Here is a 24490-nt window from a genome sequence, read left to right as displayed (position 1 = left end):
CGAATGTCTCCCCGGCAGGGTCAGGCAAAACGCAGGCGCTGCCCGACGCCGATCCGTTCGGCCTTCTCCAGCATCGCATGGCCGAGCGCAATGTCGGACAGCGACAGCCCGCGATGCCAGAGCAAATTCGTCTCGGAATCGCTTTCGCGGCCCGGCTTGAGGCCGGCGACGATCTGGCCAAGCTCGGCGTGCAGTGTCGTCTCGGAGAGCTTGCCGGCCTCGACATGGGCGCGAAGGCTGCCGAACTTGCCGCCCTTGCACTGGCCCCAGTCATCGACCACGAGCTTCGTCATGATGTCGGTCAACGACAGCTCGATCGCGCTCATCGTGCCGTAGGGCACGACGAAGGCGCCAGGCTTGATCCATTCGGTCTTCAGCATCGGTGCCGGCTTGTCGAGGCGCGACGCCTCGACGACGATGTCGGCGCCCTTGACGCAGCTCCTCCAGTCCTCGGTCGCGACGACCTTCTTGCCGAGATCGCGGCTGAGCCGCTCGGCAAAGCCGTTACGGCTTTCCTCGCGGCGCGAATGGACGCGGATTTCGTCGAAGTCGAAGAGATGATCGAGTAACCGCACGTTCCAGTAGGCGGTCCCGCGCGCGCCGATATGACCGAGGATTTTGGAATTCTTGCGCGCGAGATATTTGGCGCCGATCGCCGTGACCGCGCCGGTGCGCATGTCGGTGATGCCGCTGGCATCCATGATCGCCTGGGGAGCGCCGGTCCGGGGATCGAACAGCGCCAGGATGCCGAGCTCGGAGTGCAGGCCAAGCTTGTAGTTGTCGACGAAGTCGCCGACGATCTTCACCCCGGCCCGGTCGATCGGCGGCTTGATCGCCCCGCGCAGCACGTTGAAATGCCCGTTGGCCACGCCCGGCTCCAGATGCATGCGCGGCTCGATCACGGTATCGCCCCTGCCCTGGGCAGCCAGGCTGGTCTCGATCGCGGCGAGAATTTCCTGGTCGGTGACCTTCAACTCCTCGATGTCGAGGCGATTGAGATAAGCGATGTAGATTGGTGGCATACCACGGCTCCTCAATAATATGTCTATACATTATCGTCAGGAAAATCGGTGTCAATCTCCCCTATCCGGAAGACGGAATGGCCGCGATGAGATCGTCAGCGCGACGATTTCGATCGAGCGCGGGGATACCGGCGAGCCTGTCGTCGGGCAAACGAGACCGACGCTAAGCTTCGTTTCTTCGTACCGATCCGAAGTGCCAGCAACGCCCAATTCATCCGAACAGTTTGAGCCGGTCTCGTAGGTCGCAAAAGAACGCACCCGCCAGGTAAGTCCTCGGTGCCATGCTCGACCGGCACCAACTGGACGTTGGCCGATCTCGAGCGGACAAGGTTTGCTTCGGCAAGCGTCCGGCCGCCCCTCGGACCAGGGACAAATCCAATCCGCACAGATAACAGCAGCAGGCAGCGTACGTATGGAAGTTTGAGCGGCGTTCGCCGCTTCAACCCTGCGCCTTTACACGCCCGCCGTTCGCTCATCCCGAATGCTTCTCGCAGATGGGCGACAGCTTTCCGCTCGACCGCGGGCGTCACCATTTCTTTCCCAACAGATCCTTCAACGCCGCATTGTCCAGCATGGCGTCAGCCAGCAGCCGTTTCAGCCGCGTGTTCTCGTCATCCAGCGTCTTCAGCCGTCGTACTCGTCGATGGAGACCATGAGGGCGCCGAGCTCGCGCTCGTCCGTGATGGCCGGGCGATGCTGGACATTGGGCTTCAGGAGCGATCCGCGCAGCGCGAAGGTCGGGTCATTGGTCGCGCGCAAAGTCTGAATAGCGAGGCGGAAGGCGGTGCCGATTGCACCGCGAAGCCGGCGGGCCGTGTCCCTACGGCCGGACTTCTCGACCTTCTTCAGGATGTCGAGGATTTCAGCCGGGGTGACGTCCGTGATGGGCCGCTTAGTGAGAGGCGCGGCGAGGTCCTGCAAGAGCCACCTGTTCTTATCCAGCGTGGACGGTGCTGCGCCCCCCTCCTCCAGGTTCTTGATGTGCTCCTCGACGAGGAGGCCGAAGGTGTTGGAGGCCGCGACGGTCGCCGCGATCTTCTCTTCCTTGCGGTGCAGTGAGGGGTCGATGTCGTCGGCCACGAGCTTGCGAGCATCGCGACGCTTCTCTCGAGCTGCCGCGAGTGAGACTTCGGGGAAGGTGCCGAGCGAAAGCATCTTCTCCTTCCCGGAGAACTGGTAGCGGAAGCGCCACCACTTACTGCCGTTGGGTTGGATCAGGAGATGCAGGCCTTCGCCGTCGGAAAGCTTGTAGGGCTTCGATTTCGGCTTCGCGTTTTGAAGAGCGAACAAAGTGAGAGCCATCTGGGTAACTCGCTTTTATGTCGAGACCCGCGTCAATGTTTCTATCCCACTCTCAACCACGAGCGAGAACGGCTTTTTCAATCATCGTGAAACGCCGCAGCGACAGTTGCTCAGCTACGCCGTGAAGATGCGTATCCAACAGCCGTATTATTACCTGGAATTCCAGGACGTGCCGTTAGAGCTGGCCGCCGAACTGTTGGACAGAATCCGAGTGATTCTACCGTGGGCGGCATTGCGGCTGGACTTCGGCATTCTGGCTGCTGGGGGTGATCTACGAGTCGCGGATGGACCAACGTTCGACGGTCAGTTCGCTACGGCGTATCCAGTGCACCTCGCACCCGCCCCTATCAGGGTCGCAAGCAATCATCGGTCAGAAGAAGCGGATGCACGCTTGTTTTCAGCCCTGAGCGAAGGCGCTGAGCTAGAGCATCTGATCGGACCGAGCCCGCAGCCGGAGCTGAAGCTCGCCTGCGAGATATTCGCCTCGGTCGATTTCGAAGCGTCGAACAACGCAGTTCCTCGCGCTGATCTCGATCCTAGAGATAATGGCGAAGCCGGCACCTCGCCCAAAGCCTTGCCTCGACATCATCGAAGACGCGATGGTCCGGATGAAGAGCGAGGCCGAAACAGCGATGGATCCGGCGCTTCGTCAAGCGCTTTTCGACATGCACAAGGGCGCGATACATTGGAAGTCGGAGTCGATTAGGAGTTCAGTCCGTCGGTTGGCGATGGACGCAGCGCGAACTTTGGGAGATCCAGACCCTGGCGCCGTCGGAAAATCAGCCGTGCGACTCTACGATAAGCGAAGCTTGATTGTGCACCAAGGTGAGACGGCTTCTCTCAGTGAGGCGCGGTTCGCAAGGCAGCTCGTGCGGGAGGTGCTGGCGGTTGCCGCTGGAAGCTACGAGCACATTCGCGAGCGCTTTCCCACGAATTGAGCGTCCCCAGGAACAGCCCATCCCGTGCCCCGCCACGGTGCCACCAAGCTATCTCCGCTGGCGGCGTGCAGCCCCGCCAGGCGCTCAAATGGGTTTGCGCGCTAAGTTCCTCAATGCGAATTCGTCCTCCGAGCCCACGTTCCGAAACTACGGTTTGCGCGGTGACTATGGGTAACATCGTGGAATTATCCGCAACGACCGTTGTCACGTTATTCATTGACTTCCTGTCGCTTCGAATGCCCGGATACAATGGAGAAGCCGTTCGGCGGAGAGAGTGTCAGTCAATCCCCATTGATGTACAAGCTGTTTTTCGTTCCAGGACGTGGGAACCAACGGTCCCGGCTACGAGCAATTGGCCCATCCCGTGCGCCCGCAGCGCCCCAAGTTCTGCGCCATCTTCCGTCGACCTGGACGCGGCGGCCGACCGGGCCATCTCCTCCGGCAGTGGCGACGCTCGCAAGACGATGAACGGGCTGATCGCGGCCAACGACTTCTTGGGACTCAGGTTCGACGAGCTGAGGGCGGCGGTATCGAAAGGCTATGGTTGGAGTTCGTTGAGCCCAACGACGAGATGCGCTCCGCACCAGTTTGGCACCAGAAACGACCTCAACAAACCGCAACAAACGCGATCAAAGGCAAACGAAAACACGACGAAATCAATGAAGCTGACCGATTTACTGCCGCTCATATTGGTCTGGTTGCAGGTTCGAGACCTGCAGGGCCCACCGAGGAAATTAGTAACTTGACGAGTGCGGTTCCCGGGTCGCGGCACCAGGAACGCCTCCTTTTTATCTCATCGGCGGGCTGCCCTAATTCACTGCTGGCTTTCCCAAAGCCTTTATGCTCCGGCGCGGCTTCCGTGGCTCGCGTCAGCGCCGATCCCATAGCCATGGATGTTTCAACCGACATAGCAAACGCAACTTAGAAGCAGTCCGGCGTTCTCAGCGAGAGAATTCGATGGTTCTCCTTCGCTGACTCCAGGGACCACGCCCCGACCGAAAACACGTAGCGCGCCTGGGCGTCGCCTGTCTGCATTTTCAGCGCAATGGACAGAAGCTGAGGTATCGTCATGACGAGTGACTCGGCCTGGCTGAATGGCATTTCGATCGACACCGGTCCGCCCGCCTGTGACACGAAATTGAGCCGAATTTTCTTTCGCCACTAGTCACGTTGCAAGTTGTAAGTTGCTTACTCGCGATCGTATAAGGTGGCGCCTTCTTCGGAATGTCCGACATATCACTGATGCCTTTCTGGATATGCGAGATAGCACTCTCGGAACGACGGCGTCTGTTTCGGTGACCGACTCTCACTTGATTTCCGACCGCTCCGCTGGCTGACACGCTCAGTGTTGAACAGTGAATCTGTCGATCATGGCCGCCTCTTGTTTGTCCGCCGCGCCGTAGCTGTTAATCGGCTCGACTTGTACCACCACCCGGCGGGATCCAGTTATCATGTGAATGTGTGATGGAAACTGTTTCGACGGCGTGACTATCGAACTCCAGGATCTGAGCCTTCACTGCCCGCAACGCGACCAATAATGCGAGGACGCGCAAGCCTCGATCCCCACGAGGCACGGCGGCAACTTCTCAAAGAAAGACAGCACGAACGGCGCTTGAGTTGACGGCGTATGATCCCCTGGCCGGCTGCATCGACCCCATGCACTTGAAAGACCGACTTCGCGATATCCAGACCGACTGTCGAAATTGACTGCATAACCTGCTCCTCCGAATCGTGGGCGCCTTCAAACGGCGCCCACTCCTTGACACTCTCGTGCCCGTGGAGGAGCCGTCCACATGGGGTAATCGCGGGAGCAAGTTGCCCAAAACCAATCACTCGTCTTGGAGGGTGGCTGTTCCCCGATAGGATGGAGATACGGGCTCACGACTGGACGCCGGGCCCAAGCATCGAATGGAGAACAGCCATGGAAGAATATATCGGTCTCGACGTGTCGATGAAAGAGACGTCAGTCTCGATCCGCCGAGCAGGTGAACGGATCTGGCGCGGCAAGTGCGCATCTGATCCCAGGATCATAGCCGAGCTCATCCGCAAGCGGGCGCCAGCCGTGAAACGCGTGGTGTTCGAGACCGGACCACTGTCGATATGGTTTTATCATTCTCTCCGCGCCCAGGGGTTGCCGGCGATCTGCATCGATGCACGCCATGCTAAAGCGGCGCTCGATATGGCGGCGAACAAGACGGACGCGAACGACGCCGATGGTCTAGCGCAGCTCGCAGAAGTTGGTTTCTTTCGTGAGGTTCGGGTGAAGGGATTCGACAGCATGCTGACCCGCACGCTTGTCGCGGCACGCACGCGGCTGGTCCGTATCACAACAGAGCTTTCCAACCAGATCCGCGGTGTCATGAAGACCTTCGGTCTGCTCGTTCCTGCTGGAAAGGGAAGCACCTTCGAGAAGAACGTCCGGAGCCTTCTTGCCGATCAAGACGGACTTGCATCGATCGTGCTTCCGATGCTGGAAGCCTGGCGAGGCATTCGCATCCGCGCCGCCGAACTCGGACGCCAGTTGGTCCGGGACGCGCGCCAGAGTCAGGCTTGCCGCATCCTTATGTCCATTACCGGAATCGGAGCGATCACCGCAACCGCCTTCAGCACAGCCATTGAGAGGCCAGACAACTTCAAGAAATCCCGATCTGTTGGCGCCTGGATCGGCCTGACGACGCGTCGCTACCAATCCGGAGAAGTCGATTATGACGGCCATATATCCCGACGTGGCGATTGCTATTTGCGAGGACTTCTCTACGAAGCGGCCGGGGTCATTCTGACGCGCAGCTCAACCTACAGCACTCTGCGCACGTGGGGTCTGAAGCTCCGGGAGAGGATCGGCTTCAAAAGAGCTGCCGTGGCCGTGGCGCGCAAGCTGGCGGTTATAATGCATACGATGCTTAAGACTGGCGAACTCTTCAATCCGAATGCCGGAACCGCAGCATAAGTCCCGATAGCGTTCAGAATCTGAGCGCCTAAGGTGTCCCTGCCGGGACGTGAGCCGAGCCATTCCGGTGATGCTGTTGCACTGCCGATTCAGCAAAGTGCGTCGTCCACATTGAAGGCTCGTCCTGCGAAGCTCTATCATGCGGCGGCTAATGCCGACCGCGAAGACAACCATGCACCGGCAGCGTCCCCTGAACGAATTATATGCTTGACGCCTCAGCAGCGATTAGACAACAGCATCACAAGCGGACCTTGCTTGCGAACCACGAACGAGGGCGCCCACTGACACGGACCCAAGTCAGTTGATTACTGCTCTTAGTGGGAAGAGAGGAGAGCCGCGAAGCTAAACGCCAACACGCAGGCGGCAGCCAATGACCAAAACGCTATTGCGATTTCTTTGGGCATGATGCGCACCAACGCAAGAACGCGCATCGAGTTCCTGTGGTCGGCGGCTGAGGCTGCCTACTGCCCCGTGAGGGTGCGTAGCTCGGCTGCCAGCTCGGCTTTCAGTTCGTCCTCCAGCTCCCGGATGTGCTTCGCCGTTGGCCCGTCCGGAAACTCTTTCATGAGCTGGCGACAGTGCACCAGCTTCCGTTGGATCGCCAACATATCCCGATGATCTTCCATCTTGGGAAATCCTCTCGGGCTCGGCACTATCCAGTCGGGTGCTCTGGAAGATTCCAACGTCGATCTCGCGGACGAGTTGACTTCGATGATCGAGGCGCAACGAGGTTTCACCGCAAATTCGAAATCATTCCAGACCGGCGCCGATCTGCTGGACGCGCCCTAGCTCTTGTAAAGCAGTAGGCCCTGTTCGCGAGCTTGCCGACGCACCGAGCTAACGCGGCGCCCCAGCGCCTTAGCCGCCTTGGCTGCGGTGGCCCGTTCTCTAGAGAGCAACATTAAGCGGGCCAAGTCGCGCTGCGTCCAAACGGGCTAAGGTTTGAGCGAATCCTCAATGCGGTCCATCTCGCAAGGTGGCCCCTGATAATTAACAAATTGCAACTGGCACTCCCAACCTCAACGCCGGTCACCAACTCCGACCGGAAATCCTGATGCTTACCAGCGGTGATGGTGCCTCCAGCCATAGTGATGGCCTCGGCCTCTGCCCCAACCATAGTGATGACCACGCCCGCCGCGATGACCCCACCCGTGGCCCCCGCCATGTCCGTGGCCGCCCTTGACCTCAATAGTGGAACTCTGAGATGCGGCCAGTGCGCCCGGCTTGGCCGCGGGCATCGCAGAGGCAGACGGTGCAGGCGTTAAAGCAACGGCGCCCGCCACAAAGCCGACCAAGCAAATCCATTTCATGTAATCGCCTCCTGCTAAGAATGAGACCGTTGTCCGGTGCGGCACTTTTGCTGGCCGGGTTCGCTCCAGCTCGTCAACAATGGGGCCGGGAAAAAGTTGCAACGAGAGCTGACTTCTTGCGAAGCAAGTCCACTCCCGCAGGGATGCTGGTTTACTGCCCTCAGGGGTCCGCGCGGTCGGGCCAGCCGTCCGCTTAGGGGCCATAAGCAGACGCGTCCGAACGGAAAGATGCGGTCGAGTAAGCAGCCGCCTACCTGATTGATCAATGAACAGCGGGGAAATGCGAGAGAGGCTTCGGCAATCGGACGCGCTCGTAGAGCACATGCGGCCGATGCTCGCGGGCCAAAACCCGAAAGTGCAAATCGCCGCGATTACCCAGCTTCTCGCTTCATTACCCAGCGGCAAACACCGGTGACAGTCTAAGGCCCCCTCTCAGGCGGCCTTCTGCTCTCAGCGATAGTTATTAGGCATACACGACGCCGGCCGTCGGAGCTGGTAATTGCGGTGCTACTAAGTGAGGTCGAAAGCAACGCTGTAATAGTCGGAGGTGTTACGGAGGCGAATCTGCCGCAGGATCTTAAAAATTCCTGCCGATCGTCTTCTTCTGGAGAGGACATTGCGGCTCCTATGATTTTCTCGAAATAATTATTAGTCGATTAGAGAGTTAAGCAGTTCAGTCACGAAATGTGTATCGGAGACCCGCCGCCTTGGGGCATTGAAATGTTGCCCGACGTCCGGTGCGGGTCATTCGCGTCGGTTTAGCCGGAGCTTGGCGACTTCCCGTCTAACCCGGTGAACGGACATCCTAAGTGTAGGCGGGCATGTCTCAAACGGGCCAGCAGCGGAAGCCTCACATATTCCCCAGTCCCACTTTTTAGGGAACACCCGCACGCCCATTCGGGCAAGCCCCGCCACTTGAAAGGCGACCAGCCCCAACTCGACGCGAACAGCTAATCGCATTGACCGATTTGCGCTATGGACAGTCGCCGACTGAGCACCGACACCCCTGCATGTAAACACCTTGCGGCGCAGCTACGGAACAACGTTACATCTAAGAGAGTCGCGGAACGAAACGGGTCGTCAGTCTTTCTCTGGCTTTGGGAGGTGCCCATGACTTCTCTTGCCATACAAGGCGCGTGTGCGTTTGCTTGGCGGAACTACTTGCTCCTCCACAGCGGCATCAGCGAGAACGATAACAGGCGTTCCGCCCTTTCCTTTATCGCTACGTCGCCAACCTTTGTGATACCGGCAAGGATGATTTCGATCTCTTGCAAGTAGCGGCAGTCGCTTACTTGAAAAAATTGGACGAATTGCATGACGACCGATGTGCGAGACTCGCTGCGGATCAAATTTTGGCCGAGTGTTTAGAATCACGCTGTGCACGACCCGACACTTAGATTTAGGTCATATAACACCAGAGCGAAGGAGCGAACCGCATGGCAGACACGATCGTTAGCGCAAACCGTATCGCGCGCGACCCACAAGGGCCCGCAGCGGCAGCAATCGGCATGAAGGCCCTGAAGCCGATTATGCACTTCCAGGTCTCAATGCTGAGGATGTGGGCCGATAGTATTGAGAGGTTCGCGGGCCTTTACGAAAAGGGCTTGGAAGAAACCGCGACAGCCGTAGAGGAACAGTCAGGCAAGGAACGCGCCGCGCAATAGACATCGTCCGATCGGACGGCATGTCTCGAACGGGTCTTGGTCGTGTACCCGCTCAAAATCTTTCACGCACGGCGTTTCTCCGATGGCATTGCTCGTCCATATTCGGCCGGCCCAGCTGCGGCTCAGCGGCGAGGTGTTTTCCAATGCTCCGCATCGGGAACGATTGACAGTGAGCGCTCCAATTCGCGAAGCCGGTCGATTTGCGTTTTGAGGCGCGCCGGCAGTTTCGGCTCTGGTTTCAGCGGCGCGCGTAGCCTCTCGCCCATCTCTCGAACGATGGCCCGGCTGTGTAGGTAGTCAATGTCGATATGGCTGCGCATAACGGTGGCAAAAACGCCATCCGGCCGGCCGATATCGGCCCAACACTGCTCCCCCGCGACCTCAACACGCTTTTGAAGGAAACTGGAGACCGCCGCTTTTGGCTATCTGCGCGAGCGCTTGTATTCAGAGCAGCGGGTCGCAGGCACGACCTTTGGCTATCCGCGACATGCGCCGTGTTAGTACCGGCGAGCGACGGCCCCATGTTGCTTAAAGGCTGGCAGGGGCTTTCGTTCCCTTATCTCTAATCGCGAACGCGATGTTCCATTCGATCCGCAACCAGGAGTGCGGAGCCGACAAAATCCGCACGTCGATTGTGGGTCAAAAGCGTCGGTCTAGCGCTCCACCGCAAACTTCCGGTCTGCCCCCTATCGGCCAATATCAAGCAGCGTGGCATCAACGGCAGCGATGGGCCAGAAGGCGACATTCCCTGCTGGCCTCATAAGACCCCGATATGACAGAGAGGCCACCATCTGAGGGCGGCCTCTGCTGCGTGCGTGAATTGGTCAGTTCTTGTACCCCATACTGCTACAGACCGCGTATTGATAGTTGGGGTTCGCACCTTGCGCCCATAGCCCTTGTTTGCATTCCACGTACGTCCTGGCCTTGGGCGGTGCAAACGCCCTTATATCCGGGTCAAGCACTTTGGCATGCGCACCCGAGTGAAATATCTCTGTCGATAGAGTGTTCGGCCTCGTAGTTTTCGTCACGGCGTTGGCGGGTGCATTCGACAAGATGGCGACAGCTAAGCCCATAAGGAACAGCGAGGAAAATCTCATATCGATGTCCTCCGCAACTCCACCTCGAAGTAGGTGGCAAGCGACTATACCTCGGGAATTTCCTTTCGCTTTGCGAAACATTTGGGCATCAGGACATTCCCAAGATCGGGCAACAGCGAACCTTTGCTGAAGACATTGAAAGGTCTGTGAAGGGTCACGAGCGTCGGTTTGCCCCTCAGCCGGTGACTTCCGGTTTGCGCCCGACTCCGGACATGTCGCTGCGCCCCGCCACCGACGCGATGGGCCACGAGCAGAAGCTGCTGGTTCGGGATGAAAGATGCGGTCAACCACTTAGGGGCCACCAAATTGCTCGGCTGAACTCGTTCATGCCCGAAGAACTACGGACACGGAACCTCTCCGACTTCATCTTCCGTTCACTAGGCCAATTCTAAACCTGCGCTCGATACCGGCATGTAGGTGAGGAATATGTCCTTCGACCCGATGGCCGCTGCGGTTGATTGGCTCGACGCCTACCGCGCTGGCGAGATTGAAACTATCCTTGGAATGTATGCTGACGATGCGATAGTCCATTGCGGCTGTGGCGGCATGAAAACCATCACCGGCAGAGGGGGTCTCCGCGCCTATTGGGTGGACCGCCTTCGGCAATATCCAGCGTCGGAGCTGGACAATCTCCAGCCATCGCACGATGGGACAATGATCTCGTACATAACTAGCATTGGCGTGGTGAGTGCAGTTCTAGCGTTCAATACCGTCGGGAAAATCAAGACGCTTAGCTGCGGTCCTTCAAGCTGAAGCGGCATTACTCTTATGACGCCGCGGGGACGGCTCTTGGTTTTTCCAGACCAAGGTCCGCGGTGGGTCAATTTCGTTGTTTGCCGCCAAACCGGTGACTTCTGGTCTGCTCGGACAAGCGGACATCGTCAGATCGGACCGGCGTGTCTCGAACGGGCCAACAGGCGACGTTCGTTGGTCGGCACGGCGACCGTCAGGAAAGGCCACTCTGCTGCCGGTCCCTGAAGGCCATCTCGGGAGATGGCGAAGATTATTTTTATCCGCCCTGCGGTGGCCTTAAGGCCATCGTTGGATGTCGACTCGCCACTTGCGGCACGGACAATCTGGCGGCAGCTTTCACAGTCAAGTAGGTACCTGCGGACGATGATTTCTGTTGTTGTCGGGTCACGACAGCATGCCGGTTGACCGACGATCTCTACGTTGGAGGGTCGAACTATTTCGCTTCGCACGCCTCTGGCGCTTCTCATCATATCCCTAGGTGCGATCGCCGCGGTGTGGTGGTGGCTGGCCATACCGATCAACTTGGCGCGCGCACCGATCGATCCGAATGCCAAATTGCAATGCATATCCTACGGGCCCTTCCGCAACAACCAAACGTCAGAGTCGCCTACACCAGTGCCGCGGGACCAGATCGCGGAAGATCTCGCCCAGCTTGCCAAAATAACCGACTGTATCCGTACCTATGCGACTGATCTTGGTCTCGATCAGATTCCCGAACTTGCGTCCAAGGTGGGGCTGAAAGTCATTCAGGGAATTTGGCTCGATAGGGACCGACAGAAGAACGCGGCACAGATATCGACGGGCATACGCCTCGCCCAGCAACATCCGGGAACCATCACCGCACTCGTGGTCGGCAATGAGGTTCTGTTGCATCGGAAGATGACGCCTCCCGACCTTGCTGCCTTAATCCGCTCGGTCAAGGCACAAGTGCCGGTCCCCGTCACCTATTCCGACGTCTGGGAGTACTGGTTGCGCTATCGGGAACTCGATGACGCCGTCGATTTCGTCACCGTTCATATCCTGCCATATTGGGAAAACGTCCCGGTCCCGGCGAAATCTGCCGCTGCTCACGTCGACGCCGTCCGAAAGCAGGTGGCGTCGGCGTTTCCGGGCAAGGAAATCCTAATTGGAGAAACTGGTTGGCCGAGCGAAGGGCGGATGCGCGATTCGGCGCTACCGTCGCGCACCAATCAGGCGCGGGTGATCTCGGAGGTCCTCGATCTTGCCCGGCGCGAGAATTTCCGCGTCAACCTGTTCGAGGCGTATGATGAATTGTGGAAGCATGAGTTCGAGGGCACCGTCGGCGGATCGTGGGGCTTATTCGATTCCGCGCAGCGCACGCTGAAATATCCGCCCGGCATCCCCGTCAGCAATTATCCGCTCTGGAAACTGCAAATGAGCAGCGGAATGGCGCTGGCGATCCTGGTGTTCGGCGCTGCATGGCTGGCCTCGCGCCGGAAGCTCTCGCAGCCCCGGCTCGTCTCATGGTTTGCGGTCGGAATATCGGCAACCACCGCCGGAGTCCTGTTTGGGGTGGCCGCTCAAAAGATGTTTTATGAAAGCTACGACGCGGGCAGCTGGCTTCTGTGGGGCACACTTCTGGTGGCGGCAACTGCCTCGCCGCTGTTCGGCGCCAACGCCCTGATGTCAGGGCGCGCACCGCCCACATTTCTCGAATTGCTGGGTCCGAAGGACTTCCGGACTCCATCGGGGCTGGCGATCATGCACGGATGGATCTTGATCGTAACCATCGTGATCGGCACGGAGACCGCGCTGGGCTTCATGTTTGACCCGCGCGAGAAGGATTTTCCTTTTGCGGCCCTCACTATGGCGGCGGTCCCATTTGCGGCTATGACGCAGCTCAATCGCCCCAAGAAAGGAATCCGCCCCATGGCGGAAGCGATATTTGCCGGCGTATTCTTGGTGGCAGCCATCTATGCGGCGCTTAGCGAAGGGCCGGACAATTGGCAGTCACTGTGGACTTGTGCTGCCTATATACTGCTTGCGGTTACGCTGTGGCGGGCGCGCGCTTGAGAAAACCTCGCCAGCCGACTTCCGTTTTGGGCCATTGGCGTCGGTCCGCCCTGAGTCGAAGGCTTCCGGTTTCTCCCCGACTCCAGATCTGCCGATGCGCGGCGTCAACCACGCGATGGGACATGTGTGGACTCAAGCGCCGCAGCGAACGGAGGCGGTCTATGAAAGTCGAAAGGGGCCCCGAGGTTGCAGCGTCGTAGAGGCAGGATAGCTTCACAATCTATGTTGCGGTGCTTCTATAAATGCATTGCGAAGAGCTGGCGCGCTGACCCTAATATTCATTCTGGCACACGAGGTGACCCGGCATTAACATCAGGGCCGTGCAGTCGAACTGGATGTCGCCAATGAATGAAGCGAGCGCGACATTTGCGTCGGGGAACGTGTCTGAGGACTTCGCTCTGTTCAGAACGCTCAGTCCGGAACAGCGGATGACGGCTCTGAACGCAATGGTTCGCACCGATCTGGTGCGGGGAGAAAGGCTCGTTGCCCAAGGGGGCCCCTCGGACTCGTTGTTTTTGGTGCTGCACGGTGCGCTAGCTGTGTGCCGAAATGGCGAGCTCGAACCTCTCGCCGAGCTCCGTGCCGGCGAATTGGTTGGCGAAATCGGCTTCTTTGCAAATGTCCCGCGCACTGCCAATGTAATTGCCATCCGCGACACCAGTGTGCTCGCGTTGACACGTGCAGCCTACCAGAAGCTTGCCAGGGACGCGCCCGCCATTGTTGAGGCAGTACTTGCGGCGCTGGCGCTCCGTTTTGGCAAGGAGACGGCGCGCCTCGCGCCGCTTCGCTCGTCGCCAAGGGCCAGAACGGTCGCCCTAATCGAAGGTGGACGCGAGCTGTTGCCTGGCGCCTTTGATTGTCGAATGCGCGATGCGCTCGCCGCCACCGATGCGGAGATCGTCGATGTCGCCCGCGTCAATTCCAACTTTCCTGGGCGAGCCCCGGATGCGCCCGATGTCGCTGAATGGCTCAACAGACTAGAACACGCCGCGCCGCTGGTAGTTTACCTCGGAGATCACGATGCCAATTCCTGGACACGCAAGGCTATCCGCCAGGCCGACATGGTTGTGCTCGGGTGCCGTGGCGATGCGCCGGTGGGACCCTTGACGGATGTCGAGACTTTTGCCTGCGAGGTTCACCCAAGGTCGGCGCGACGCCTCGTTCGCGTACATGATCGACGGAGCAGTCACGTCAGTGGAACCGCGGCCTGGCTTGCTCGGCTGCCCTCCTTCATGCATCACCATGTCGCCCTGGGGGATCAAGTTGATTTCGACAGTCTAGTCCGATTCCTGTCGGGTCGCGCGATTGGCTACGTCGCCGGCGGCGGCGGAAGCCTCGGATCGGCGCATGTGGGGGTCTACAAGGCCTTCTGCGAGCTTGGCGTGATATTCGATATCTTTATCGGCACCAGTGTCGGCTCTGCCATGGCGGCCGGATTCGCAAAGAACCTCGAAGCAGAGGATCTTGAGCGCGGCACGCACGATATTTTCGTCAGGAGTCGCAGCTTCCGGCGGCCAACCTGGCCGCGTTACGCCTTGCTGGATCATAAGGCGTTCGATCGGGCGCTCGCCCGTCAATTCGGCCACGACTGCCGGATCGAGGATTGCTGGCGACCTTTCGCGGCAGTCGCAACCAATCTTTCGACCCATAATCTGGAATTGATCCGCTCGGGATCGCTCTGGCAGGCGGTGCGTGCCTCAAGCGCAATTCCTGGACTATTGCCGCCGTTCTACACGCCAGAAGGTGCGATGCTCGTCGATGGATGCTTGATCGATAATGTGCCGCTGGCACCGATGCATCAACTAAAGAGTGGCCCCAATCTGGTTGTGCATTTCGGCGAGCCGGCGGCTGAGCTGTTTGATGTCGCGTATGATGCGTTGCCCGGACGGCTCGAGCTGGTCGCGGCAATGCTGATGCCGTTTCGTAAGAAGCTGCTTCCCGCCGCGCCGAGTGCCGTCAACGTGCTGTGGCGAAGCCTCGTGGCGCATCAGCGCTATGATACGTTGCCGACGGGACCACTCGATCTGGTAATACGCCCGCCCTGTCCGCTAGGGATCGATGTGACGGACTTCGACCGCCATACGGAGATTTTTCAGGCGTCTTACCTTTGGGCCCGACAAGCTATCGTGGCGCTGGAAGCAGAGGGCGACCCGGCAATGGCCGCCATCCTCGCTGCCGGAAAGCCAGCAACAATGCGAGGTGCCGTCGTCGAGCTCGCCAGCAATGCTCTATCCAGCTGAGCTGCGGGTGCGTCTCGCCGTCCGTCTCGCCGATTGGCCGCGCCTCTGGACCGGCCTCAGATATTGATCAGCGCGAATGTCCGGTCAGGGTCAAAAGGCGGCTGTCCGCACCGGAGGCCATGACTTCTGCTCTACCCCCGACTCCAGACCTGCCGCTGCACTCCGCCAACCGACGCGATGGGCCAAGAGCCGCCCTCCCCGCCAGATGCAGTTTGCTCCTTTTCGGCTCCGGGCGATGTCCCCGAGACAATCGCGTCGTGTCAGCGCCGATATCCTGATGCTAGATTTCACGACGGCAGGGAGCACCTGCTTCCTGCTTCATACCGAACAGGAGGACGACATGCCTGATAGCGTCTACAAGGTCATTGAACTGATCGGTACCAGCAACGACTCATGGGAAAAGGCGGCCGCCAATGCGGTCGAGCAAGCTGCAAAATCTCTCCGGGATCTTCGCATTGCGGAGGTCGTCAAACTCGATATGCAACTGGATGCCAAGGGAAAAGTAGAGGCCTATCGCGCCAAGCTCAACGTATCGTTCAAGTTCGAGGGCTCCTGAGCCTCAGCACCTCGCCCCGCTTGCGGGGCGAGGATGGCTCATTGAAGCAAGGCGTGTCGCGCGGCCCGCCAACCGGCGTTTTTGACCCATCTCGGAAGTAGGCCCTAGTCGAACTAATACGGTCACCTCCGCGTCGGTTAGTCGGAGGGATGACGCATGTCCACACAGGGCCGATCACCGAGCAAGAAGTCCGGATCGCGCGCTATCGCCTGTTGGAACGAGAAGTTACCGACCCGCTCGCCGCGTGTCTGCTCCACGACATCATCCTTGAGCTCGAAGCTGATCTCCAGAAAGACCGCGAGGTCACCATGCGAGCTCTGTCCGCGCCCACTTACGGCATGGTCGACCGACCTGCTCCCTCGTTGCTCTGCGAATGGTCACCATACTACTCAGGATATCACCACGCGCCTCTCGGCTGTTATCGGTGAATGAGAGCATTGTGCTCCCGCAGCATCAAACTCCCAAACTCAAGTTCGCGAGTGGCTGGCACCTCCGGCATTGCTGCCAATCGATTTCATGTTCCGGATAGTTGCACATTCTGTTGATATGACGATTGAGTGAATTGACATCATTCCAAACTTTTTTGTCGAGAGTCGCAAAGCGAACCGACAGCCTATATGACCTGGGACATAGTGGTACCTGGGCTGGACAGAAGCTCATCAAAAACCAAATCGGACACGGAAGCGGGCATCCCGCCTCCACGAACTCCTGCGGCGCAAATCGGCGCCGGGGGAACGGTGTCGCTTGAGTATGGGGATAATCGTGAGTGAAAGTGAAATGAAAGCTGAACCGAACGGAACGAACGGCTCTGCGATGCCGTCGTTCGAATTCCCGAAGCTTGCGCTGCACGGCGTACTCAGGGAAGTTTCCGAGCAGGGCGTGACCCGCGCGCGGGAAGGCTGCGAGAAGATCAAAGCGGCGACCGAGGAGATGGCCGAAGCACTGCGCGAGACTTATTCGACCAACGCAAGGAGCGCGACCGACTACGGCCTCAAGATCATCGAGATCTCAAACGCCAATACCGCCTCCGCGATCGATTTCTTCATCCACCTCCTGGGTAGCAGGTCGGCGACCGATCTCGTTGCCGTGTCGACAGGGCAGGCGCGCAGGGCTTTCGATACCGCATCCGCCCAGAGCAAGGACCTGTGGGTTCTGACGCAGAAGTTTGCGACAGAAACTGGCGAGCCGCTCAGGAAGCACGTCGCCAAGGTACTTCACCAGGGCAGCTAAGCCGCAGTCAACTACATCCAGGTTCGTTCAAGAGTGAGATCCGGCCGGTTGGACCAAGCTCCGCCACGAGCATGCCCACTCATGCTCGGTCGAAGAACAGGCAGGTGCGCGATGCCCCCCCAAGCCCACCGCACCAACAAGAAGCGCAATCCAATCGGCCGGTTTGTTTTTAAAGACCAATAGAGACAATCCAAAAAAAATCAAATCCAAGGGAGGCTCACATGGGCATGATCATGATCAGGTGTCCGCACACCGGACGCGCGATCCCGACCGGGATCAAGACCGATCGCGAGAGCTTTCGGCGCAGCCCCGTTTTCTTTGCACACACTCGCTGCCCGATTTGCCGGTCCAATCACGGCTGGTTCGCCCGGGAAGCCTGGGTCGACGAGGCCGGCGGCTTTGCGCCTCGCACCGCCCGCTTACTGGCGTGATCGACCAAACATGCATCGATGATCGCGATGGAGGGACACCATGGCGCACATGCAAATTTCGCGGGGAACGTCCGCTTGGCTTTTGCAGGCGAAGGATGTCTTATCGAGGCACGACGGCTGAAGCCGGGCCCTGCGTGCAACGAGTTGCGTGAGGTGGCGCGAGTGCTGCGCGAAATTGCGGAGCTTGAGGCTGAATCCGCGTCAGGCTCTGGTCGAGCGAAGACAAGCTGATCAACTCGAAACATCAGCTGCTCACAAGGCATCACCTCGATATCACATCAGGTGGCGTGACCGGAATGCTAGATCGGGCACACCGATCGACAAAATCTCGTCGAGTTCGCCAGTCATGGTGCCGTGGCATTCGCAAGCGGCCGCAGCAAGCCGCCGTAGATCGACTTCGATCTGACCTCGTCGCTCCGATCGGATCGCTCCGGACGCGCGCAGACTGCGCATCAGGAGAGTCGCCGCACGCCGAGTATCTGCGACAGCGCTTCCTGGGTGAGCGGAAGGACGTCGTGGTCGGTCCGATTGCGAAACTGGAGCAGCCAGCGGGCCATCCTTGCCTGGACCGGATGTAACGCATTGCATGCCACGCCGAGTTGAAACTGCGCAAGCATCGCCCTGATGTGAAGCTGGACGACCTGCCGTATTGCTGGGCTTCGATCGAACGCCGCCTTAAACCGCGGGGCCGGAATCCGCGAGGCAGTGCCCGCCACACGAACGACAGCCGTGATCGCGGAAGGCGACGGTCCAAGCACCGAAAGCATGCCGACAGCGGCAGTGGCAACCGTCTGCCCGCTTGCCATGTTGACCATCAGCGAAACGGCCCCGTAGCCGCGGACGATCTTACTGCGCGGTGACCGCAACTACTTCGCTCAATATTCCGGCGTCCGGCATAAGTCATGTTGCCGCGCGATCAAAACGCACGCGACGAAACGTAGCATCGTACTTTGTGCGCGAACGCACGTCCTTTCGACAGAGTGCATTTATCGTTGGTGGGCGTGCGTCGATAGAGGCCAGCGCATGCTTGAGCTTTGGAACAGACTGGTACGACACCCTGGCCTCGGCGGAGGCGCTTGCCACGGTCCTCGTCATTGTCCCGATGGCTGCCGGCGCTATTATGCTGGCGGAAAGTCGGCGGCGATAAACGCGTCCGACAAACGATTGATTTGGAGGAGACGTCTGCAAACCGGTCATTTGGACTGGCCTAGGAAGAAGTTTGTCCAGCAAATCATCGGCGCGCCACTTCCGGTAAGGGTCAAAAGGCGAAGAACTCAACCTGAGCAAATCTGGTCCGCAATGCCTCACTGAGCGGATCTCACGCGGTGGGCCGCTACTTCGCATGCGTCGCGACCGTCATCCCGCGCCGGGAGCAACTGAGTTAGTGCTTTCGCTCCGGCGTCGCAGGACAGAGGCTGCAGCCAAAAACCGCGTTGATAACTAAGCTGCTCGGCGCTTTTTTCGAGGCGCGGTCACCTTTGTCTTCAACTTGCCCGACCCGGCATTCGAAACCCGAGCGACACCTCCGAGTGCAGCCGCAAGAACCTCGCGCTGAGCATCTAGCCAATGCATCTCGGCTTTGCCGTGCTCGCAGCCGCTTTCAACCCACAGCTGGTAGGCGCGTTCGCGAATGATTTGTTCCAGATTAGACATCGTGCTCCCTCATATTTGGAGCGGCATCCTGCCGGCAGGCGGTTAACAAGATTTCAAACCTGCGCGGTTCCTTTTGCGGGGCTAGCTGAGCGCGCGCTTTGGCGGCCGATCATGATCAAAAGGCCGCCCATTTGCGGCAACAGCACCAGCAAGATCAAACGGACCATGGCGAAGTCCTCGGACGATGGCCGGAGCGCGCCAAAGGAAACCCACGCCGTGAGCCTAATGGCGGCATCCGCTTGAGGATCGCCCATCTGCTCGACAGCTGCCATGGCGGCATCAAGAACGCGGCGTCGGTCCAGTACTACCGCTTCACGATCACGGCAAAATTTCCCCACACCACCCCTGCACTCACGATCTCGAGCCGAGACGGCATCCGACAAACTCGCCTGCGCGGCGGTGACGGCCGGCGTCACGCGCGACGAACGGGCAAGCGTGACGTCACTGATATTGGTGGAAGCGAAGCCCAGGCCTGCTGTGACGGCAAACACGAACGTCACTAGCCAGAGGACCCATCCGACCAGCGATGACAACCGGCGCGCGTGCCAAAGTCCAGCTGCGCAGGATGGCATTACCAGCGCAATCAGATCAGCAGCGATGCCCAAGGCGAGAAACAGCCATCCAGCCACGTCGCTGGCGCCGAGCGATCGCGCGAACCATCCGTTGATCGTCAGGCCGACGACGGCGAGGCAACAGGCGGCGGCGTTGAGCAGGACGGGAACGAGCTGGCGTCGTGACAGCGTGACGTGAGGCTCCTGGGTAGCGGACGTCACGCGCGCCGGCGTGACGGGGAGCGGTTTCCGCGGCGTCACATGCGCCGTGACGGCGGCCAAGGGCCTAGTCGATGCGCCGGAGCTCTCGGGCAGATCTGTGGGGCGCGGCGGTTCGGCGTCGGCCGGCGCAAGCTTTGCCGTCCGCTTTCTGTCGCGGTAGGCTTTCGCGCGTTGCGCTGCGGTCATTGCTTTCGGAGCCGCTTGGCGAAGCGAGATCACAGCGGCGGAGTTATCGGGGGCCATTCAGACGGGTCCTCGTGTTTTGCTTTGTCGATTTGCGCGGCTTTGTCGATATGACTTCGATGCGGGAGGCTCAGTTGTCGAAGGTGAGTTAGGAGTGGCGGGGTACTTGGATTTTGAGTCGCTGGATGACGTAACTTTTCACTGAGCTCCCGCACAGCGCGCCAGCGTTTCCTTGAATTGGGGTTGCACTGACCACGCATCGAAGCCCTCCTTGGGAAGGCTTCCGCGCGCGACCTCAATTTCCGCGGCGCAGCTGCAAACCGACGTCGCCGTCATCCCTGCCCTCGCGATCTTCTCGAGCGCTCCGTTCTGCAGGACCGCCCCCACACAGGCGTCCTTCAGGCGGCGGACAACGGCACCGAGCTTCTCGTTCGCTGCGGCATGGGGCGCATGCACCGCCCAGGCCGTCGCCAGTGCGACGGCTGCCAAGATGGTTCTGCTCTTCATCGCGTTCCCCTCCTCATCAAACCGGCCCCAGCTTGCAGCGCGCCGGGCGGGGCGCAATGAGAGGAGTGCTCCCTTCTCTCTAATAACTCGCTGCTCACACGCGCTCCGCCTGGCGCATTTGCTCAGCTAGACCTCTCACGGCCGCGATGAATTGCTCTCGGCCGACCTTGACGGTCATCCAACGAATGGCGGCGCGCTCGCGGTCCGCGCCGGGTAACTTTCGGAATCGGGATTTGCCCATGTGGTTCTTGAGCGAAAAGCGCGAGATCCCAAGGTGGTCGCAGATCAGCTCCACGGTCAGCACAGGTTCAGTCATCGCCGGCGAGCGCGGCGAGGGGAGAGTGCGCGCGAGGATAGGTCGGCCTTCATTCTCCGCAGGCCAGAAACGAACGTGGCCTGCGGCAGTCCGCACGTGCAGCGGCGCTGCGGGAAACGGCGCTGTGGCTGGGTCGCGGCGATCGGTGCCGACGATGGCCTCCCGGTCGTCATTATTTCCGCCCTCGTCGGCGCGGCGACATTTTCGCAATACGCTGACACCTATCCCGAACTCAAAGCGCTTGCGGGCTTTCTTTCCCTTACGATCGCCGTACTCTCGGGCATCAGCACCTTCCTCAATCCGAATGAGAAGGAAAGCGCCCACCTGAACGCAGCTCACGGCTACGACAAACTCAACAATGAAGGTCGTCTGTTTTGGTCAGTGGAGTGTTGGCAGGAAGAATCCGACCTCGTCCTGACAACGAAACTTCGTGAACTCATTAGCAGGAAGGACGAATTGAACAGCGGCAGTCCTCAAATTCCCGGATGGGCTTACAAGAAGGCCAAAGCCGGAATTGTTGCCGGAGAAGCCAAGTTTGAGGTTGATAACCCGAGCGCTAGGGCATTCTTCGGAATAGCTCCAGCCACCGCTGCTCTTTCGGAGAGAGCGGTAGATCGGAAGCCCGCCAAGCCGGCTTGTCATCGAGCGGAAACTGAGCATCCAACAGTTCGAATTCGGTCGTCTCCTCGGGGCTAAGGCCCGCAAGGACTCGGCGACGCTTCTTGTCAAGCGTGTACATGCACGAAGTCAGCGGCACGGCTTCTCTGCTTGGCGCAACGGCCGACTGAGAAGCCCTTGGCGTGTTCGCTTTCATTGCAGCACCCATCATCGTTGATCTCGCGGGCAAAATGGCGCAGTCGCGCAGACGAATGCGAAGGGAGGCTGGCAGCAACCTCCCCTCGCTGAGCATCAGGCCGTCACACGCGGATGGCTCTGGTGCAGGTGCCAGAGGCGCAAAGCAGCAACAGCCGCCACCAGGATTCCGGCGATGACGTGGAGCGGTGTCACCGTTGCCTTGGCCGAGAAGAGCAGCACCCAGGTAACACGGCGACCCAAGCGCCGACGGCAAGTGCCATCCACTCCGGCCATTCGGCGAAGATCGCCAGCGCTGCTACGGCCAGCGCAGCGATCAGGATGCCGCTCAGCCCGGCATTCCAGTTGGTGGGACTTTCACCGGCGAACCCGAAGGCCCACGGTGACACGAACAAGCCCAGGCCGATCACAAGGTTGACCACATCGGCGATCATGTCCTTTTTCCAGACGGTGTTCATGGTTGCAACTCCCTACATTGGCTCCTTCCATTCACTCTGTTTCCACAGATTAGTCGCCTCGAGGTCGCTTGACCTGTCGGCGCCACCGGCGGGGGCGAAAGCCCAAGGGGCTCCCGCCCGTAGCTGCGGTTATTTGCCGTTGATGGCGATCCGTTTCACCTTCTGCTGCGCGGTAGGTAACTTCGGCAGCGTCACGGTGAGAACGCCATTCTTGAAAGACGCCTCGACCTTGTCCTGATCGACGTCGTTGACCGGGATGGAACGCTCAAAGCGCCCATAGTAGCGCTCGCTAAAGCGGCGCTCCTTGTCTTCGGTCTCGCTCCTCTTCTCGCCGCTGATGGTCAACAGGCCGTCCCTCAGTTCGAGGTTGACGTCCTTCTCTTCGAGACCGGGAAGTTCAGCGATGACTTTGACTTCGTTTCCGGTCTCGTTGACTTCGACGTTCGGCCACCCCATCGCCTGAGAGCTGAACGGAGCGATATCGAACGAGTGGAAAGCGTCGTCGAACAGCCGGTTCATCTCGCGGTGAAGGGCGAGGAAGGGATTGGGTTCATTGCGGTGCAGGCTCACCTCTCGAGAGCCGTTGTTCCACGGAATGAGATCGCGTAGTGCCATAGTTATTCTCCTCTCTGTTCTTCATGTTCACTGGACAGAGCTCCGCCGCGCGCGGCCAAGCCGCGCACAGGCGGTTCGACAGCCTCGAACGGAACTCTGTCAGGCCGTCTGCTTCTGCTCGATTTGCTGGTTGTCGTTGCCGGCGGTTTCGATCGCGATGCGACGCGGTTTCATCGCCTCCGGCAGTTCCCGAACCAGAGTGATTGTCAGCATGCCTTTTGCGAAAGTCGCATCCTTGACCTGGACATAGTCCGCCAGGTTAAAAACGCGCCTGAACGGCTGCAGAGAGATTCCCTGGTACAGGTAGTCGCGATTACCCTTATTGGGCTCGCGGCACTCGACGGTCAGCGTCGATTGCTCCGCGGTGATGGTGATCTCTTCCGGGCTGAAGCCCGCCAGCGCCAGCGTGATCTGGCACTGGTTTCGCCGGTACGTGCGATGTCGTACAGCGGATAATTGTCGCTGTCGTTCGTCGCGTTGTTGACGAGGTCGAACAGGCGGTCGAATCCGACGCTCGAACGCCAGAACGGGGACATTTCGTAGTTTCTCATAACCACATTCTCCCTTGAGCAACATGGATAGAGGCAACGCCGGGATTTCCGGCGGTCTCGGCCGGACCCTGACGGCATCCGGCGCCACACATGTGGCACCACAAAAACTAGAAGGGGCCGGATTGGTTTCAAGAGCGATACCCGCGCACGAATTGCATTTTTTTCACCGTCCCGGCCCGACCTCGAGAGGCCGAATATATCGCTGGCGAACTGAAAGTAGCTCCGCGTGAGGTCGTCGAGATGAACGGGAGGATCCGGGGTGACACTTCGCTCAACCTGCCCATGACTTGGGAGGACGGGTCCGAGGAAATCCAGAACTGGCTGATTGATCCGGCCCCAGACCCGGAAACGCTGCTATCGGAAACGGAGGATCGCAACCGGGTAAGGATCGCACTGGACGACGCCCTCGCGCTCCTTAACCCCCGCGAGCGCCGTATCGTCGGCGCGCGATTCCTGGCCGAACGGCCGAAGACCCTGGAGGAGCTCGCCGCCACTTTCGGCGTGTCACGCGAGCGCGTCCGCCAGATCGAGGTTCGCGCACTACAAAAGGTCAGGGAAGCGCTCAGGGCTCGCTTGGATGGATTGCCTCCTGGCTTTCCCGGCGGATGGAGGCCCCCGTCCGGCGCAGCGGCTACTGCGGAGAGACAGAAATGAGGATTGCACAGATAGCCCCGCTATTCGAGAGCGTCCCGCCCCGGCTCTATGGGGGAACGGAGCGGGTCGTTTCCTGGCTGACCGAGGAACTGGTCCGACAAGGCCACCAGGTGACGCTGTTCGCGAGCGAGGATTCCATCACCTCCGCCGAGCTCGTCCCCTGCACGCCTCGCGCGCTGCGCCTCGACCCCGACGTCCGCGACGCTCTTCCCCACCAGATGATCATGCTCGACAAGGTGCGAGCGCGCCGACGAGTTCGACATTCTCCACTTCCACTCCGACTATCTGCATTTTCCGCTGTTCCGATCTGAACGCGGCAGGACACTGACCACGCTGCACGGCAGGGCAAGTTCGCCCTGATCCAGCACCAGCGTTATGCCCACGCCAAGCAGTTCAATCGCGCCAACCGGGCGCTGAAGAAGCTGCGCACCTTGCTCGGCCGC

The 24490-nt window shown here is 59.7% G+C and carries 21 protein-coding genes and 6 pseudogenes; 14 read left to right on the top strand and 13 right to left on the bottom strand.

The annotated features are described in order from the left end of the window. Positions 1-20: 20 nt before the first annotated feature. The 3 genes and pseudogenes from IVA80_RS27955 to IVA80_RS27945 all read right to left on the bottom strand — a co-directional run bounded on the left by IVA80_RS27955 (position 21) and on the right by IVA80_RS27945 (position 2324). Positions 21-1022: an ornithine cyclodeaminase family protein gene (locus IVA80_RS27955; RefSeq protein WP_247437658.1), complete on the bottom strand. Its 1002-nt coding sequence runs from the start codon at positions 1020-1022 to the stop codon at positions 21-23. Between the two features lie 452 nt (positions 1023-1474). After that, a pseudogene (locus tag IVA80_RS27950) lies at positions 1475-1656 on the bottom strand (IS3 family transposase); the annotation flags it as partial. After that, positions 1647-2324: an integrase arm-type DNA-binding domain-containing protein gene (locus IVA80_RS27945; RefSeq protein ID WP_247437657.1), complete on the bottom strand. Its 678-nt coding sequence runs from the start codon at positions 2322-2324 to the stop codon at positions 1647-1649. The pseudogene IVA80_RS27950 and the gene IVA80_RS27945, both read right to left, overlap by 10 nt. Here IVA80_RS27945 and IVA80_RS27940 point away from each other — a divergent pair. Then, a complete protein-coding gene (locus IVA80_RS27940) occupies positions 2314-3030 on the top strand; it encodes a hypothetical protein (RefSeq protein ID WP_247437655.1) in 717 nt (238 codons plus the stop codon). The two genes, IVA80_RS27945 and IVA80_RS27940, sit on opposite strands and share 11 nt — an antisense overlap. 1757 nt (positions 3031-4787) lie before the next feature. Here the strand turns inward: IVA80_RS27940 and IVA80_RS27935 are convergent. Further along, a pseudogene (locus IVA80_RS27935) lies at positions 4788-4975 on the bottom strand (IS110 family transposase); the annotation flags it as partial. 208 nt (positions 4976-5183) lie between these two features. Between IVA80_RS27935 and IVA80_RS27930 the strand changes: the two are divergent. Beyond that, on the top strand, positions 5184-6209 hold the full coding sequence (locus IVA80_RS27930) for an IS110 family transposase (RefSeq protein WP_247437653.1): 1026 nt from the start codon (positions 5184-5186) through the stop codon (positions 6207-6209). Positions 6210-6670: 461 nt separating this feature from the next. Here the strand turns inward: IVA80_RS27930 and IVA80_RS27925 are convergent, their stop codons facing one another. Continuing rightward, a complete protein-coding gene (locus tag IVA80_RS27925) occupies positions 6671-6835 on the bottom strand; it encodes a hypothetical protein (protein WP_247437652.1) in 165 nt (54 codons plus the stop codon). 16 nt (positions 6836-6851) lie between these two features. Between IVA80_RS27925 and IVA80_RS27920 the strand changes: the two are divergent. From IVA80_RS27920 to IVA80_RS27885, 8 genes and pseudogenes are all read left to right on the top strand, one after another. Continuing rightward, positions 6852-6998: pseudogene (locus tag IVA80_RS27920) on the top strand (flagellar basal body rod C-terminal domain-containing protein); the annotation flags it as partial. A gap of 1957 nt (positions 6999-8955) precedes the next feature. Next, the gene (locus tag IVA80_RS27915) at positions 8956-9183 is read left to right on the top strand and encodes a hypothetical protein (protein ID WP_247437650.1); all 228 of its coding nucleotides are present in this window, start codon (positions 8956-8958) and stop codon (positions 9181-9183) included. Between the two features lie 1523 nt (positions 9184-10706). After that, on the top strand, positions 10707-11033 hold the full coding sequence (locus IVA80_RS27910; RefSeq protein WP_247437649.1) for a nuclear transport factor 2 family protein: 327 nt from the start codon (positions 10707-10709) through the stop codon (positions 11031-11033). Positions 11034-11453: 420 nt separating this feature from the next. Continuing rightward, positions 11454-13067, top strand: a complete 1614-nt coding sequence (locus IVA80_RS27905; protein WP_247437647.1) for a glycosyl hydrolase family 17 protein — start codon at positions 11454-11456, stop codon at positions 13065-13067. Positions 13068-13411: 344 nt separating this feature from the next. Beyond that, entirely contained in the window at positions 13412-15307 is a 1896-nt protein-coding gene (locus IVA80_RS27900; RefSeq protein WP_247437645.1) for a cyclic nucleotide-binding and patatin-like phospholipase domain-containing protein, read from the top strand. A 277-nt stretch (positions 15308-15584) separates the two neighbouring features. Continuing rightward, on the top strand, positions 15585-15863 hold the full coding sequence (locus IVA80_RS27895; protein WP_276007924.1) for a dodecin family protein: 279 nt from the start codon (positions 15585-15587) through the stop codon (positions 15861-15863). Between the two features lie 777 nt (positions 15864-16640). Beyond that, the gene (locus IVA80_RS27890; protein ID WP_247437642.1) at positions 16641-17093 is read left to right on the top strand and encodes a phasin family protein; all 453 of its coding nucleotides are present in this window, start codon (positions 16641-16643) and stop codon (positions 17091-17093) included. 221 nt (positions 17094-17314) lie between these two features. Next, the gene (locus IVA80_RS27885) at positions 17315-17524 is read left to right on the top strand and encodes a hypothetical protein (RefSeq protein WP_247437639.1); all 210 of its coding nucleotides are present in this window, start codon (positions 17315-17317) and stop codon (positions 17522-17524) included. A 452-nt stretch (positions 17525-17976) separates the two neighbouring features. On the opposite strand, the gene IVA80_RS27880 is transcribed toward IVA80_RS27885, so the two are convergent. The 5 genes from IVA80_RS27880 to IVA80_RS27860 all read right to left on the bottom strand — a co-directional run bounded on the left by IVA80_RS27880 (position 17977) and on the right by IVA80_RS27860 (position 20956). After that, a complete protein-coding gene (locus tag IVA80_RS27880; protein WP_247437637.1) occupies positions 17977-18390 on the bottom strand; it encodes a hypothetical protein in 414 nt (137 codons plus the stop codon). Positions 18391-18964: 574 nt separating this feature from the next. Then, on the bottom strand, positions 18965-19177 hold the full coding sequence (locus IVA80_RS27875; protein WP_247437635.1) for a DUF2934 domain-containing protein: 213 nt from the start codon (positions 19175-19177) through the stop codon (positions 18965-18967). Positions 19178-19230: 53 nt separating this feature from the next. Continuing rightward, positions 19231-20193 carry a hypothetical protein gene (locus IVA80_RS27870; protein ID WP_247437634.1) on the bottom strand — a complete coding sequence of 321 codons (963 nt, stop codon included), beginning with the start codon at positions 20191-20193 and terminating at the stop codon, positions 19231-19233. A gap of 138 nt (positions 20194-20331) precedes the next feature. After that, positions 20332-20640, bottom strand: coding sequence for a hypothetical protein (locus IVA80_RS27865; RefSeq protein WP_247437632.1), 309 nt, complete (start codon positions 20638-20640; stop codon positions 20332-20334). 94 nt (positions 20641-20734) lie between these two features. Beyond that, the gene (locus IVA80_RS27860) at positions 20735-20956 is read right to left on the bottom strand and encodes a hypothetical protein (RefSeq protein ID WP_247437631.1); all 222 of its coding nucleotides are present in this window, start codon (positions 20954-20956) and stop codon (positions 20735-20737) included. A gap of 75 nt (positions 20957-21031) precedes the next feature. Here IVA80_RS27860 and IVA80_RS27855 point away from each other — a divergent pair, with 75 nt between their 5' ends. Further along, a complete protein-coding gene (locus tag IVA80_RS27855; RefSeq protein ID WP_247437629.1) occupies positions 21032-21652 on the top strand; it encodes an SLATT domain-containing protein in 621 nt (206 codons plus the stop codon). Between the two features lie 308 nt (positions 21653-21960). Here the strand turns inward: IVA80_RS27855 and IVA80_RS27850 are convergent, their stop codons facing one another. The 3 genes and pseudogenes from IVA80_RS27850 to IVA80_RS27840 form a co-directional block, all read right to left on the bottom strand. Further along, positions 21961-22227: an SPW repeat protein gene (locus IVA80_RS27850; protein ID WP_346348025.1), complete on the bottom strand. Its 267-nt coding sequence runs from the start codon at positions 22225-22227 to the stop codon at positions 21961-21963. 129 nt (positions 22228-22356) lie between these two features. Beyond that, positions 22357-22842, bottom strand: a complete 486-nt coding sequence (locus IVA80_RS27845) for an Hsp20/alpha crystallin family protein (RefSeq protein WP_247437628.1) — start codon at positions 22840-22842, stop codon at positions 22357-22359. Between the two features lie 99 nt (positions 22843-22941). Next, a pseudogene (locus IVA80_RS27840) lies at positions 22942-23393 on the bottom strand (Hsp20 family protein). 240 nt (positions 23394-23633) lie between these two features. Between IVA80_RS27840 and IVA80_RS27835 the strand changes: the two are divergent. From IVA80_RS27835 to IVA80_RS27825, 3 genes and pseudogenes are all read left to right on the top strand, one after another. Next, a complete protein-coding gene (locus IVA80_RS27835) occupies positions 23634-24047 on the top strand; it encodes a sigma-70 family RNA polymerase sigma factor (protein WP_247437626.1) in 414 nt (137 codons plus the stop codon). Continuing rightward, positions 24044-24392: pseudogene (locus tag IVA80_RS27830) on the top strand (glycosyltransferase); the annotation flags it as partial. The gene IVA80_RS27835 and the pseudogene IVA80_RS27830, both read left to right, overlap by 4 nt. Then, positions 24386-24490, top strand: a pseudogene (locus tag IVA80_RS27825) (IS5/IS1182 family transposase); the annotation flags it as partial. The pseudogenes IVA80_RS27830 and IVA80_RS27825, both read left to right, overlap by 7 nt.

The organism is Bradyrhizobium sp. 139 (genome assembly GCF_023074175.1).
Lineage (GTDB): Bacteria > Pseudomonadota > Alphaproteobacteria > Rhizobiales > Xanthobacteraceae > Bradyrhizobium.
Note: the sequence above shows the minus strand (reverse complement) of the source record. Positions and strands in the feature narration are given on the sequence as shown.